The sequence below is a fragment of the Bradyrhizobium sp. 604_D8_N2_3 genome, from assembly GCF_051810765.1.
Lineage (GTDB): Bacteria > Pseudomonadota > Alphaproteobacteria > Rhizobiales > Xanthobacteraceae > Bradyrhizobium > Bradyrhizobium barranii.
In genome coordinates this window covers 7,232,646-7,246,487 of record NZ_JBPWPM010000001.1, presented here as the reverse complement: position 1 = coordinate 7,246,487, position 13,842 = coordinate 7,232,646, and the positions used below count along the sequence as shown (strand labels likewise).

At 66.3% G+C, this 13,842-nt stretch carries 9 protein-coding genes; 6 read left to right on the top strand and 3 right to left on the bottom strand.

Features of this window, described 5'->3' with window-relative positions; translation table 11 throughout:
- Window positions 1-114 precede the first annotated feature (114 nt).
- On the top strand, window positions 115-288 hold the full coding sequence (locus AB7245_RS34750) for a hypothetical protein (protein ID WP_161495774.1): 174 nt from the start codon (window positions 115-117) through the stop codon (window positions 286-288).
- 234 nt (window positions 289-522) lie between these two features.
- On the opposite strand, the gene AB7245_RS34745 is transcribed toward AB7245_RS34750, so the two are convergent.
- Together AB7245_RS34745 and AB7245_RS34740 are read right to left on the bottom strand one after the other, a co-directional pair.
- On the bottom strand, window positions 523-2,190 hold the full coding sequence (locus AB7245_RS34745) for a SulP family inorganic anion transporter (RefSeq protein ID WP_085399492.1): 1,668 nt from the start codon (window positions 2,188-2,190) through the stop codon (window positions 523-525).
- A 323-nt stretch (window positions 2,191-2,513) separates the two neighbouring features.
- Window positions 2,514-4,004 carry a caspase family protein gene (locus AB7245_RS34740; RefSeq protein WP_085399491.1) on the bottom strand — a complete coding sequence of 497 codons (1,491 nt, stop codon included), beginning with the start codon at window positions 4,002-4,004 and terminating at the stop codon, window positions 2,514-2,516.
- A 427-nt stretch (window positions 4,005-4,431) separates the two neighbouring features.
- On the opposite strand from AB7245_RS34740, the gene AB7245_RS34735 reads away from it, so the two are divergent.
- Genes AB7245_RS34735 through AB7245_RS34725 form a run of 3 tightly spaced genes read left to right on the top strand, consistent with a single transcriptional unit; the run spans window position 4,432 to window position 8,329 of the window.
- The gene (locus AB7245_RS34735) at window positions 4,432-5,463 is read left to right on the top strand and encodes a TRAP transporter substrate-binding protein (RefSeq protein ID WP_439035486.1); all 1,032 of its coding nucleotides are present in this window, start codon (window positions 4,432-4,434) and stop codon (window positions 5,461-5,463) included.
- Between the two features lies 1 nt (window position 5,464).
- On the top strand, window positions 5,465-7,339 hold the full coding sequence (locus AB7245_RS34730) for a TRAP transporter large permease (protein ID WP_439035485.1): 1,875 nt from the start codon (window positions 5,465-5,467) through the stop codon (window positions 7,337-7,339).
- 12 nt (window positions 7,340-7,351) lie between these two features.
- The gene (locus AB7245_RS34725) at window positions 7,352-8,329 is read left to right on the top strand and encodes a hydroxyacid dehydrogenase (RefSeq protein WP_085399490.1); all 978 of its coding nucleotides are present in this window, start codon (window positions 7,352-7,354) and stop codon (window positions 8,327-8,329) included.
- Window positions 8,330-8,543: 214 nt separating this feature from the next.
- Here AB7245_RS34725 and AB7245_RS34720 read toward each other — a convergent pair whose 3' ends face one another.
- Entirely contained in the window at window positions 8,544-9,710 is a 1,167-nt protein-coding gene (locus tag AB7245_RS34720; protein ID WP_085399751.1) for an ABC transporter substrate-binding protein, read from the bottom strand.
- 324 nt (window positions 9,711-10,034) lie between these two features.
- On the opposite strand from AB7245_RS34720, the gene AB7245_RS34715 reads away from it, so the two are divergent.
- On the top strand, window positions 10,035-12,425 hold the full coding sequence (locus AB7245_RS34715) for a bifunctional diguanylate cyclase/phosphodiesterase (protein ID WP_085399750.1): 2,391 nt from the start codon (window positions 10,035-10,037) through the stop codon (window positions 12,423-12,425).
- A gap of 93 nt (window positions 12,426-12,518) precedes the next feature.
- On the top strand, window positions 12,519-13,820 hold the full coding sequence (locus tag AB7245_RS34710; protein WP_085399749.1) for an MFS transporter: 1,302 nt from the start codon (window positions 12,519-12,521) through the stop codon (window positions 13,818-13,820).
- Window positions 13,821-13,842 lie beyond the last annotated feature (22 nt).

Below are 13,842 nucleotides of genomic sequence, written 5' to 3'. Positions count from 1 at the left end.
CTCCCTCGGTGTGTCTGAGCTAATATCCTTTGGCCAGTCTAACGCCGGCCTGGAGTGCCTTTCAGTCTATCGCGCCTCCGTGGCTCAACGCATGCGCCCGCGACAACGTGCGCATTGCATTGGCTCGATGATCCTTTGGTGGCCTTCCACTTGCAGCGCCGGGGTGGCGAGTTCGCCGCGAACCAGGGGGCGTTCTTCGCGGAGCAGCGGCGCGATTGCATCGCACCCAATCGTAACGGCGATACGATCGGCGGCCTGGATCATGTCGGCGCTGCAGCCAGCGCTTGAACCCTACCGTCATAACGATCCCTCCCGCGCAGCGACGGTATAGCCGCGGCCAAGCGGGTTTTCCCCGTCTTATATGAAGTTCGGTACCGGAAGCTGGCGCGACATCATTGTCGCCCGTCGCGGCAGGAAATCAAGTGCTAGCTTTGACGCGGCGGCCATGGGCTCACTCCGCGAACTGGCCGGCGACCAAAAGTATCGCTCCCTTTGGGGCGGCGGACCGAGTGAAGGCGGTGGTTATTTTGCCAGCTTGCGCACGGCCTCATCGACGCTGTGGAAGACGTGTTCGCGGGGCAGGGCGTCGAACAGTCTGAAACGTTCGAACGCGTTCTGCGCGCGCACCGATTCCAGCCGCGCCAGCGCGACGGTGACGCCCTGTTCGCTGCACGCCTTGAAGACGTCGAGCAGGATCTGCGCGGCGGTGAAGTCGATCTCGACCATGCCGCTCGCCTCCAGCACCAGCAGTTGCGGCGTCGAGGTGCCGAGCACCTTGGCCACGTCGCTGCGAAAACCCGGCGCGTTGAGGAAGGACAGCGGCGCCTGGAGCCCAATCACGGCGACGCCGGCGACGCGCTCGCCGGTGATGTGCGGATGCGCCGGCCACCAGATCGTGGTGCCCGGCACGCGCTCGAACTCGACGAGCCGCGCGCGCGTCGTGCTCCAGATGCCGTGCAGCAGCGACAGCACGATGCCGAGGAAGGCGCCCTGCTGGATCGGCAGCACGATGATCAGCGCGGCAGTGGCGACGATCAGCAGGAACTCGCTGAACGATTGCCGGTAGATCATGGCGATCTGCTTCACCCGGATGATCCGCAGCGCCACGAACAGCAGGATGCCGCCGAGCGCGGCGTCCGGAACGTGCTGCAGCAGCCCCGTCCCGAACGCGAGCAGCGCCAGCACGATTGCCCCGGCCGCAAGGCCCGCGAGCTGCGATTGTCCGCCGGTCTCGACAACGATCCCGGTTCGCGGCGGGCTGGCATTGACCGGAAACGCGCCGAACAGGCCGGACAGCACGCTGCCGGCGCCCGCACCGAGGAAGTCGCGGTCGACATCGGCAGGCTTGTCGGGATCGGACGGGAACGACCGCGTCGTCGCCGCGGTCTGCACCATCACCACGACCGTGATGACGAAGGCGAGCGGCACCAGGCGCACCCATAGCTCCGGTGCCAGGTCAGGCAAGGTCGGCCGCGGCAGCGTGCCCGGCACCGCGCCGACGACGCTGACGCCCTTGCTTTCGAGGCCGAGCGCGATTGTGGCCAGCGTCGCGGCGACGAGCCCGATCAGCGCGCCCGGAATTTTCGCGCTGACCCTCTCGGCGATGAAGACCACGGCGAGCACACCAAGCCCGATGCAGAGCGTGAAGGGGTTCGTGCGGCCGAGTTCGGTCGCGAGCACGCCGATGCGTTCGAGTGTCGGCCCGCTTGGTGATGGAAGCCCGAGCACGCCCGGCAGTTGCGAGACGATGATGTGGACGGAGATGCCGGCGAGGAAGCCGACCATCACCGGCACGGACAGAAGATTGGCGATGCCGCCGAGGCGGAAAGCGCCGCTGGCCAGCATCATCGCGCCGACCATCAGCGCCAGCGCGATCGCAAGCCCCTGATACTCAGGCGAGCCGGTGGCAGCGAGCGCGGCAAGTCCGCCGGCGAAGATCGGCGTGATCGTGGAATCCGCGCCGCAGGACAGGAAGCGGTTGCCGCCGAGCAGCGCGAAACCGAGCGAGCCCGCCATGAACGCGAAGAAGCCGATCTGCGGCGCAAAACCGCCGAGCCGCGCCGTGGCCATCTGCTCGGGGATCGCAATCGCCGCCAGCGTCAGGCCCGCCATGAGGTCGCCGGGCAGGGCATAGGACGCGAGTGACCGGAACAGCGGCCATGAGCTCTTGGCGGGCGCGTCGTGCGGCATCGATATGGAATCCCCGGAAAGGCTGGCGTCAGCAGATCAGCCTACAGTACTTCCGGAAGGCCACAGAAGGCGAAATATCCGCAACTCTCGTGTCCCGGACGCGCTGCAACGCCCAGCGTTGCTGCGCAGAGCCGGGACCCATCGCGCCGCACAGTTCGCTGGTACATGGGCCCCGGCTCTGCAGCGCACCGCACCGGACGATGCGTCGCATCGCCGGGAGCGCTGCGCTCCGTCCGGGGCATGAGAGTTGCTGGCCGCTCACCATCAACAGAAATGTCCGCAGGCAGGGCCTGCGGACATCCATTCGCTTGGTGAACTGGGGCTCAATACCTGCCGCGGTTGTAGTCGCCGCGTCCGTAGCCGCCTCCGCCACGGCCGCCCATACCCATGCCGAGACCAATCCCGACGCCAATTCCGACGCCCACGGCTTCAGGTGGCGGGCCAGGTGGCGGCGCGCGCTCGTAGATCACTTCGTCGGGCGGCGGCCGGCGCGGCTTCGGCGGCGTCTCGACCACCTTTCGCTTCGGCGGCGTGTCGTCGACGCGCTTCTTGATGACGGGCGCCACCGCCGGATTGACCGGCGTTGCCGGTGTCGACGGCGCCGAGCACGGGCAGGTTGGGGCCATTGCGACCGCGACCGGAGCAGGGGCCGCTGCGGCCGCGACCGGCAAGGCATAGTTGCGGTTCTGCACGCGGAGCAGCAGCCGGCGCGCGGTTGCGGCGAGGTCGCTGTTGTCCCAATTCGCCAGATAGGCCTCGAACGAAGCGCGCGTGTTGATGGCGGTGGCGCGCTCCCAGGCCAGCATCTGGCGCCGGCGCTCCAGGATCGTGCGCAGGCGCGGCGTGTAGGAGGCCTGTGCGTAGAGCTCGACATAGGCCTGATACGCCTCGACGGTGTCGTCGGCGATCACCAGCTCATAGGCAGCCTTCGGCTCCTTGCCCTGCAAATCCTTGCGCCAGTCCGCGACGCTGCGCGTGCCGCTGGCGAGTGCCATGGCGGATGCGCCCGGGAGAGCAGGCTGTCCGCCGCTGCTCTCGCCGCCGAAGAACTTGAAGTCGGTCGTCAGCGACGAGCTTTCCCAGGGGATCTGCCGCCCGTCGGTCGATTGCGCCACGGCGATGCGGATGCGCTTGAACACTTCCTCGATCGGCAGGTTGGGCTGCTTGGCGACGGTCAGCGCGGCCGTGGTGTAGGGGCTGTCGACGCCGGAGCCGTCCTCTGCTTCCGCGCCGGGCGAGGTCGAATAGGAGATGAAGGAGCCGGGTGCACCGGCCTTGGTGTCGACGATCGCGAGCCCGTGGCCGGCGCCGCTGAGCGCCGGGAACGGATTGTTGCGGCAGGCGTCGAGCATGAAGATGCGTGCCCGCGTCGGCAGCGCGCCGAGCGTGTTGAGCAGATCGTTCAGCCGTACGCCCTGGAGCGGAATATCGGCCTCGCGCTTGGGATCGAGATCGACCGGCACCAGATAGTTCTCGCCGTCGATCTGGAGGCCGTGGCCGGCATAGAACACCAGTGCGACGGTGTCGGCGCCGCTGGCGCTGACCTTGCCGGCGAAATCGGAGATCGCAGCGCGCATCTCGTTCTGCGCCAAATTGGCCGCCGTGGTGACGGTGAAGCCGGCATTGCCGAGCAGCTCCGTCATGCCCCTGGCGTCGTTGGCTGCGTTGGGCAGCTCCGGCACGGTGCGATAGGCCGATTGACCGATCACGAGTGCGAGCCGCGCCTCGGCGTCGGCGTCCGTCGGTGTCATCAATTGCGCGAGCGCGACAAGGCTGGAGGCAAGAAACAAATTGCGAAGGACTGGACGGCGCATAGTGTCACCTCCATCGGCAATGCGCGCGATGATGTCACCTTTTCTAGGTCGCGGCCACGCGTCTGTCTGTGCACTGGATCACGCAGCAAGCTGCGGCAAAATGGGGCAGGGCGTCTGCCGGAGCCGCCGGGTATCGCTCCGGCGGCATCCATGTGAATTGCGCATTGATCCATGCACCAATTGGATTGATCCCCGCTGTTGCGCGAAGCGTCCTGTCGCACATCGGCCACCAGGCCGATCCGATCGAGAATCCCGGACAAACATGGTTGTTTTGACGGCGCCGATGCCGTCGATGCTCGCGACACGCCGCTTTGCGACGGCCGGCTGCAACCCTTGCCTGCCCCGTCGCTTTGGCCATACAGTCCGCGCAACAGGCCGCGGCAGCGATCTCGGCCGTAAACAAGAATATTCGGGGAGAGACCGCGCCATGACCATCGTGCCCGTGAGCCGTCGCACGTTCATCAAGTCGTCGACGGCGGTTACCGCCGGCCTCGTTCTCTCTCCCGCCATCATCGGTCGCGCCGAAGCGGCGACGCTGAAGCTGAAATGCTCCTCCTCGCTGCCGAACGATCCGAAATACGCCAACGGCCGCGTCTACTACGACAACCTCGTCAAGAACCTGAAGGGCAACGGGCTCGGCGAGCAGGTCGAGGTCGCCTCCTTTCCCGACAACCAGCTCGGGCAGGAGATCGACGTCATCAATTCGGTGAAGCTCGGCGTCATCGACCTCATGGTATCGGGTTCGTCGATCTCCGCCAACCTGGTGCCGCTGGTCGGCACCTTCGATCTCGGCTTTCTGTTCTCGAGCTTCCCGCAGCAGACCAAGGCGTTCGATTCCGGCGCCGCCAAGCCGATCGAGGACGCGCTGCTCAAGAGTGGCAACATCCGCATCATCGCCTGGGCCTATAATTTCGGCTCACGCAGCGTGCTCGCGAGGAAGCCGGTGAAGACGCCGGAGGATCTCGCCGGCCTCAAGATCAGGACGCTGCCGAATCCGGTGATCACGGAATGCCTGCGCCTGATGGGCGCCGCCGCGACGCCCCTGGCCTTCGGCGAGATCTACACGGCGCTCCAGGCCGGCGTGCTCGACGGGCTGGAGCACGATCCGCCGACGATCCTGGCCAGCAAGTTCTTCGAAACGGCAAAATTCTACTCGCTGACGCAGCACAATTTCTCGCCGCTCGCGATCTACTTCAGCGACGTGACCTACAACCGCATGGATCCGAAGCTGCGCGAGGGTTTCCTCGATGCCGCCAAGAAGGCCGCGGCCGACACGCGTGCCCATGGGCTTGCGGTCGAGAAGGAGGCGCTGACGGCTTTGACCGAGAAGGGCGTGACGGTGGCCGAATGCGACCGCGAAGCCTTCAAGAAGCGCGTCGCGCCGCAGCACGAGAACTTCATCAAGGCGCGGCCGGAGTCCAAGCCGGTCATCGACATCATCCGCGCGACGCAAGCTTGAGATGACCAAGTCTGAGATGGCGTTGACAGCCGCCGTGCCCCTCTCGGGCGGCCGCCACGGGAGCATTACGCTGCTGCTTCGCCTCAGCGACGCGATTGCGGCCATCCTCCTGGCCGCCGATCTCGTGGTCGTCTGCGCGTCGGTGCTGCTGCGCTTCTGCTTCAATGCGCCGGTCGAATGGTCTGACGACGTCGCGCGCGGCCTGATGGTCGGCTCGGCCTTCTTCGGCGCAGCGAGCGCGCTCGCGCGTGGCGAGAATGTCGGCGTGTCCTTCTTCCGCGATCTGCTGCCGGTGCGGCTGCGCACGCTGGTCGATGCCGCGAGTGCGCTTCTGGTCGTGCTGATCTCCGGCTATGTCGCCTACAACGCCATCAAGCTGGGATCGTTGACTTCAGGCCAGACCACCGGGTCCGGCCTGCCGCTGGAGCTGACCTTCTACCCGATGGGCATCGGCGCGCTGTTCATGACGGTGTTCGCGATCGACCAGCTCTGCGCGCGGCCGCTGCCCGACATCGTCAGGGGCCTCGTTGCCGTCGTCATCGTCAGCGGCCTCTATCTCGCCTGGGATTATCTGTCGCCGTCCACGGTGCCGTCGGCGGGCACGCTGATGTTTATCGGCTTCTTCGCAACCCTGTTCGGCGGATTGCCGATCGGCTTTGCGCTGGCGCTGGCCGCGCTGATCTTCATCTGGGTCGAAGGCGCGCTGCCCGGCGTGATCTTCGCCCAGCAGATGGCGCGCGGCATCGACAATTTCGTGCTGCTCGCGATTCCCTTCTTCATCCTCGTCGGCTACCTCATGGAAGCCAACGGCATGTCGGTGCGGCTGATCGAGTTGCTACAGCGCTGCGTCGGCCGTATGCGCGGCGGCCTGAATGTCGTGATGGTGGCCTCGATGGTGCTGTTCTCCGGCATCTCGGGCTCGAAGATGGCGGATGTCGCCGCGGTCGGCTCGGTGCTGATCCCGGCGGCGCGACGCTCGAAGCAGAACCCGGGCGGCGCGGTGGCGCTGCTTGCCGCATCCGCGGTGATGGCGGAGACCATTCCGCCCTGCATCAACCTGATCATCCTGGGTTTCGTCGCGAACCTGTCGATCGGCGGCCTGTTCGTCGCGGGGCTGTTGCCGGCGGCGCTGATGGCGCTGGTCCTGATCGCGGTGTCCATCATCTTCGGCAAGCGGCCGGCGGATACCGAGGACGTTGCGCCGCAGATGCCGGTGTCGGGCCTGTGGAGCGGCGCCATCGCCTCGTTCGGCCTGATCTTCATGATCTTCTTCGGCTTCAAGAGCGGATTTGCGACGGCGACGGAGATCTCCGCGTTTGCCGTGGCCTATGCGCTCGTCGTCGGCAGCGTCGTGTTCCGCGAGCTCACCTTTAGGTCGGCCGCACACAGCTTCGTGCAGGGCGCGACGCGCGCGGGGCTCGTGCTGTTCATCGTCGCCGCGGCGCAGTCGCTGGCGTTCACGCTGACCTTGCAGCAGGTGCCGCATGCGGTCGGCGATTTCATGCTGGGACTGTCCAAGACCTCAGGCGTCTGGCTGTTCATCCTGCTCGCGATCGCGGTGCTGATCGTGATGGGCTCGGTGTTGGAAGGCGCGGCCGCGTTGATCATCTTCGGGCCGCTGCTGCTGCCGGTGGCCGTGCAGCTCGGTGTCGATCCCCTGCATTTCGGCGTCGTGCTGGTCATCGCGATGGGCATCGGCCTGTTCGCGCCGCCGCTCGGGCTCGGACTCTACGGCGCCTGCCTGATCGGCAACGTGCCGATCGAGCAGACGGTGAAGCCGATCATGGGCTATCTCGGCCTGTTGTTCCTCTGCCTGCTCGTCATAGCCTTCGTGCCATGGCTCTCGACCGCGCTGCCGCGGGCATTCGGCTATTAAGGGAGTCTCGTCTTGAAAGTGTTGCTCGCCCATACGCCGGAGATGCGTCGCAATTACTACGGCGACCGCAGCCTGAACGGCCTGCGGGCAGCCGCCGAGGTGATCCTGCACGAGAGCGACGATACGCTGGACGCGGTTACCCTCGTGCGTGCGGCGAAAGATGCCGACATTATCGTCGCCGACCGCATGACGGAAGGGCGCGGCGAGATCTTTGCGCAACTGCCGCGCCTGCGTGCCTTCGTCCGCTGTGCCGTCGACATCCGCAACGTCAATGTCGATGCGGCCTCGCAAGCCGGCGTGCTCGTGACGCGGGCCGGTCCCGGCTTCGTGCAGGCGGTGGCCGAGCTTGCGATCGGCTACATGGTCGATCTCTCCCGCGGCGTCTCGCGGGCGACGGCGGATTACCAGGCCGGCCGCGAGGTCGAGGCGCGGATGGGCCGCCAGCTCGCCGGCAGCCGGATCGGCATCATCGGCTATGGCAGCATCGGGCGCTATCTCGCCGAAATCGCCAAGGTGATGCGCATGGAGGTGCTGGTCTCCGATCCCTTCGCTGATGTCAGCGACAGCGCGATCCGACAGGTCAGTCTCGACGAGCTTCTTGGGGCCTCCGACTATGTCGTCTGCCTCGCCATCGCCAACGAGAAGACCGAGAATTTGATCGGCGAGGCGGCGCTGGCGCGCATGCAGAAGTATGCCGTGTTCATCAATCTCTCGCGCGGCAATCTCGTCGACGAGGCTGCGCTGGCACGCGCGCTGCGCGAAAACCGCATCGCCGGCGCGGCGATGGATGTCGGCCGCGCGCCCGACCAGATGCCGAGCCCGGAGCTGGCGAGGCTTCCCAACGTTATCGCGACGCCACATGTCGGCGGGCTGACGCCACAGGCGATCGAATACCAGTCGCTGGAAACGGTGCGGCAGGTCGAAGCGATCGTCAAAGGCGAGGTCCCGCAAGGCGCCGTCAACGCCGACCGCTGGACGCGGCGGCCTTGAAGACTTACTAGCCGACAGCACAGCTCTCTCCGTTCCCTCTCCCCCTTGCGGGGGAGGGGCAGGGAGAGGGGTGCCGCACGGGGATTCTTTCCGTCGCGCACCGAGCGGTGCATCGTCGGCAACAAGCACCTTTTCCTGGGCTGCCCCTCTCCCCAACCCTCCCCCGCAAGGGGGGAGGGAGCGCACCTTTTTCGTGGCGCTAGTCGGGGCTAGCCTACAGCCGGTCCACCGCCCTGAACGTCCCGTCCTTCTGGATCACGGTCAAGAACACCTTCAGCGGCGCGTCGGTCATGCGCGCGCCGACGGTGACGATGCTGCCGCTGATGTCGAAGCGGCCGACGTCGTTGATGGCGCGCAGGAGGCTCGCGCGGGTCGGCTGCGGCCCGGCCTTCTCCAGCGCCGCGGCCGCGAGGCGGCCGGAGAGATAGCCTTCGAGCGAGACGAAGTCCGGTGTCAGCGTCGGGTCGAACGCGTTCTGCGCCGCCTGGTAGTCGGCGACGAGCTTTTGCGAGCGATCCCAGGGAAACGGCACGACCTGCGAGACGATGACGCCTTCGCCGTCGGGGCCGAGCTCTCGGGCGAGCGCATTGGCGCCGACGAAGGAGATGTTGACGAAGGTCGGATGGAAGCCGCTGCGATGCGCGAGCTTGATGAACTCCGCGCAAGGGCCGTAGGTCCCGACCATGACGACGGCTTCGGGCTCGGCGCGCTTGATCATGCGCCAGGCCGCGCCGACCGCGCGGGTGTTGCGCTCGAAGGTGCCTTCGGCGGCGAGCTCGAGGCCGCGCCTGGCGAGTGCGCGCTTCACGCCGGCGAGACCGTCGCGTCCGAAGGAATCGTCCTGATAGAAGATGCCGATGCGGGTGAAGTGGCGATCCTCGGTGAGGTGCTTGACCCAGGCCTCCGCTTCAGCGCCATAGCTTGCGCGAATGTTGACGACGTTCGCAAGCTCGAGGTCGCGCAGGAATTCAGCGCCGGTGAAGGGGCCGATGAAGGGGATGTTCCTGGTGCTGGTGATCGGTATCGTCGCCATCGCGGTCGGCGTGCCCACGGCGCCGATCAGCGCGAACACCTTGTCGTCCTCGATCAGCCGCAGCGTCTGCGCCACCGAGCGGTCGGGATCGTAGCCGTCGTCGCGGCTGATGAGCTGGAGCCTGCGGCCGTGGACGCCGCCCTTTTCGTTGATCTCGGTGAATGCCGCGACGATGCCTTGCCGCATCCGCTGTCCGAGCGCGGAGGAGGGGCCTTCGAGCGCGGCGGCCTGGCCGAACAGGATTGTATCGTCGCTGACGCCGACCTCGTCGCCTTTCGCTGCAGGATTGGCCGCGGCGAGTAGCGCGACGGCCAAAGCGACGCAGGCCGCTGATCGCGATCGTGTCATGAGGATGCTTGCCGGATAAGGGAATACCTGCCGGAAACGATAGTCCCGTCGTCCTGAACAGCTCGCTAACCCCTGATGTAACGGTGCTCCGTAGGACTCCGGGGAAAAGCGGCAAATTGCTCGCACAATGGGCCCTGCTTGCAGGCCAATCGTTAACTAAGCCACGCAATGCGCGACGACCCGGTTTCGAAATTGTGCGGTTCTTAACCGCGATCCTGGTCCGATAGCAGTTCCGGCAGCTCAACCAGAAGTGGGTTGCCGCGACGAGGGGACTTGCGGATCAAGATGGGCGGTCGGGGGCGGAACGATCAGGATAGAGAACGTATGACCGGATGGTGGCGCGCCGCGCCGCTGCTCGGACTCTATCGCCCTGCGCTCGTCGCAATCGGCGTCGGTCTTCTGTTTTCGCTCGTCGGCGCCGCCGCCGTGGCGCGATGGGAAAATCGCGTCAACAAGATCGAGTTCGAGAACGCCGCTGAAACCGAAGCCATCGTCATGCAGAACGGCATGAGCGAGTACATCTCCAGGCTCGTCGCGCTGCGTACGCTGTTCGAATCGACCAACGAGGAAATCACCCGCAGCGAATTCGAGACCTTCAGCTCCCGGCTGTTCGAACGTCATCCCGGCATGCTACGCATCTCCTGGCTGCCGCGCGTCAACCGCAAAGAGCGCGCCGAATACGAGGCCGCCGCGGCCACGGACGGCGTGTCCGGCTATCGCATCAAGTCGCTCCAGGGCGAGACCTTCGCGACCGCGCCGCAAGCCGATGAATATTTCCCGGTGTTCTACTCGACCCAGCCGAAGACGTCGTCGGTCTACGGCATGGATTACGCGACCGTTCCAGAGCGCCGCGCAGCCCTCGAGCGCGCGCGCGACAACGACCGCGTCGCCGCCATTCGCACGCGCCTCTACGAACCGAAGGAGGGCGGCCGGCAGCCCGACGTGCTCGTTGCCATTCCCGTCTACGCCAAGGGAACCTCGCGCGAGGCGGTGGCGGACCGGCGCCGCAATCTGGCGGGCTTCGTCGTCGGCGTCTTCGACCTGCCGCTGCTGATCCAGTCCATTCGCGTGACCACGGGAGCAAGCCCCGCGGTCAGCGTGAACGTCTATCCGCCCTTCACGGGACAGATCGTCAGCCTGGAACAGACCCTGCCGGACTATTCGTCGGCCGCCACGTCGCCGCAGTCGATGCGGGACGTCGCCCGGGCGCTGCACTGGTCGGGCAGCCTCAAGATCGGGGATACCGACTGGCAGGTGCGCGCCATGCCGACGGCCGGCGGTTCGCTGGAGACGGCCTACGACCGCGCGGTTGCGGTCATCGTCGTCGGCATGCTGCTGACGCTGTCGCTCGCGACCTATCTGATGCTCGCAAGCCGCAACTCGCGGCGGCTCTCGCTGGCGAACCGGCGGGTGCTGGAACTCGCCCAGACCGACATCCTGACCGGGCTGCCGAACCGCGCCTTCTTCCTGACCCGGCTCGACATGATGAACAGCCAGTTGAGCGTGCGGGGCCTGCCGTTCGCGATCCTGATGCTCGATCTCGACCGCTTCAAGAACGTCAACGACTCGCTCGGCCACGGTGCGGGCGATGTGCTGCTGCGCCAGGTGGCGCTGCGGCTGAGATCTGCGCTGCGCGCCACCGACGTGCTGGCGCGGCTCGGCGGCGACGAGTTCGCCATCATCCAGGAGGCTTGCGACGATCAGCGGACTTGCGCGACCGAGCTCGCCGCGCGGATCGCGAAGCTGGTCGCCGAACCGTTCCTGCTGCCCGGCCATCGCGTCGAGATCGGCACCAGCATCGGCATCGCGATCGCACCGGACCACGGCAGCGACCAGGAGCAGCTGCTGAAGAAGGCGGACCTCGCGCTCTACCGCTCGAAATCGGCCGGCCGCAACTGCTTCACCATCTACGACGAGGCGATGTCGGCCGAGCTCGAGGCTCGCAATACGCTGGAAGGCGATTTGCGCGATGCCATCGCGCAGTGCCAGCTCGAAGTGCACTATCAGCCCTTTATGGACGTCGCCAGCGGTTGCCGTCGCGGCTTTGAGGCGCTGGTGCGCTGGCGGCATCCGAGCCGCGGCCTGATCCCGCCGGACCAGTTCATCGGGCTTGCCGAGGAAACCGGGCTGATCGTGCCGCTCGGCGAATTCGTGCTTCGGCGCGCCTGTGCGGACGCCGCCGCCTGGCCGTGCGATCTCATGGTTGCCGTGAATCTGTCGCCGATCCAGTTCAAGGAAGCCGAGCTGTTCGAGACGATCTGCGCGGCGCTGGCAGATTCCGGCCTGGCGCCGCAGCGGCTGGAGATCGAGATCACCGAATCCGTGCTGCTGGAACGCGGCGTCGAGAACCTTGCCTTCATGGAGCGGCTAAAGCACATCGGCATCGAGCTCGCGCTCGACGATTTCGGCACCGGCTATTCGTCGCTGAGCTATCTGACCACGTTCCCGTTCGACAAGATCAAGATCGACAAGTCCTTCATCCGCAACCTCACGCATCAGCCGCGCAGCTCCGCGATCATCGCCTCGATCGTGACGCTCGCACGCGGCCTCGACATGTCGGTCACCGCCGAAGGCGTCGAGACAGCTGAGGAGTTCGAGCGGCTGACGGCGCTCGGCGTCAATTTTGCGCAAGGCTATCTGTTCGGACGCCCGCAGCCGGTCGACCAGATCGCATTCGACGAGACCGCTCAGCCTTCGCAGCGCAACGCGGCCTGAGCGCGCGGCCCAAAGGGGCATCTCGTGAAAATCGCTTGACCCAGACGGCCCTGGATGGTCGGTAGCACCATCTAGGGATGAAATAAGCACAACATGCGGCTTCCGTTCTTCTACGGCTGGGTCGTGGTCGCGGTGACCTTCGTGACCATGGCGATCGGCGTCAACGCACGCACCGCGTTTTCGCTGTTCTTTCCTCCCATCATCTCCGAATTCGGCTGGGAACGCGGCGTCACTGCCGGCGCGTTCTCCTTCGGCTTCGTCGTGTCGGGCATCGTCAGCCCGCTGATCGGCCGCCTGATGGATCGCGCCGGCCCGCGCGCGGTGATGGAACTCGGTGTCGTGCTGATGGGCGGCGGCCTGCTGCTCGCGCCACTCACCAGCACGCCCTGGCATCTCTACGTGACCATCGGCGTCATGGTCGGCGCCGGCTCGGTGTGTCTCGGCTATTCCGGCCAGTCGCTGTTCCTGCCGAACTGGTTCATCCGCAAGCGCGGCTTCGCCATCGGCATTGCCTTTGCCGGCGTCGGCATCGGCTCGGTGACGCTGCTGCCCTGGGTGCAGCACATGATCGAAGAGACCGGCTGGCGCACCGCCTGTACCGCGATGGGGCTGCTCATCCTCGTCGTGCTGGCGCCGATCAATCTGTTCCTGCACAAGCGGCCCGAAGACATCGGCCTCCAGCCGGACGGCGATGCCACGCCGGCGGCGGGCGCGGCGACACCGGTGTCCAACATCGTCGATCCCGTCTGGGTCGGCACCGACTGGACGCTCAAGCGCGCGGTTGCGACCGCGCGCTTCTGGTGGATCGCGCTCGGCTATTTCAGCGGCCTGTACATCTGGTACGCGGTGCAGGTGCACCAGACCAAATTCCTGCTCGACATCGGCTTCAGCCCCGGTGTCGCGGTGTGGGCGCTCGGCATCGTCAGCCTGCTCGGCATTCCCGGCCAGATCCTGCTCGGCCACGTCTCCGACCGGATCGGGCGGGAATGGGTGTGGGCGATCAGCTGCGCAGGCTTTGCGATCTGCTTCGCGGCGCTGATGGCGCTGAAATTCCAGCCGTCGCTGTGGCTGGTCTATGTCATGGTGTTCGCGCAAGGCGCGCTCGGCTACGGCCTCACCTCGATCATGGGCGCGGTGGTGTTCGAGATCTTCCAGGGCAGGCACCAGGGCAGCATTTTTGGAACGATCATGCTGGCGGCCCTGGCCGGCGGCGCGGCGGGTCCCTGGCTCACGGGTTTCCTCTATGATCGCACCGGCGACTACACGCTCGCCTTCGCCATCGCCATGGTCGTGAGCGGACTGTCTGCGCTCTCGGTCTGGCAGGCCGCTCCACGCAAGGTGCGGGCGGTGGCCGGCCGGTTGCACAAGCTCAAGCCCACAAGCGCGGCCGAATAGGTTCCGATGCATCGGATTGCCT

Bases quoted from the DNA above. Each gene is read 5' to 3' on its own strand.
- AB7245_RS34715 (WP_085399750.1), top strand. From the start codon at position 10,035: ATGACCGGATGGTGGCGCGCCGCGCCGCTGCTCGGACTCTATCGCCCT.
- AB7245_RS34735 (WP_439035486.1), top strand. From the start codon at position 4,432: ATGACCATCGTGCCCGTGAGCCGTCGCACGTTCATCAAGTCGTCGACG.
- AB7245_RS34740 (WP_085399491.1), bottom strand. From the start codon at position 4,004: ATGCGCCGTCCAGTCCTTCGCAATTTGTTTCTTGCCTCCAGCCTTGTC.
- AB7245_RS34745 (WP_085399492.1), bottom strand. From the start codon at position 2,190: ATGCCGCACGACGCGCCCGCCAAGAGCTCATGGCCGCTGTTCCGGTCA.
- AB7245_RS34730 (WP_439035485.1), top strand. From the start codon at position 5,465: ATGACCAAGTCTGAGATGGCGTTGACAGCCGCCGTGCCCCTCTCGGGC.
- AB7245_RS34720 (WP_085399751.1), bottom strand. From the start codon at position 9,710: ATGACACGATCGCGATCAGCGGCCTGCGTCGCTTTGGCCGTCGCGCTA.
- AB7245_RS34710 (WP_085399749.1), top strand. From the start codon at position 12,519: ATGCGGCTTCCGTTCTTCTACGGCTGGGTCGTGGTCGCGGTGACCTTC.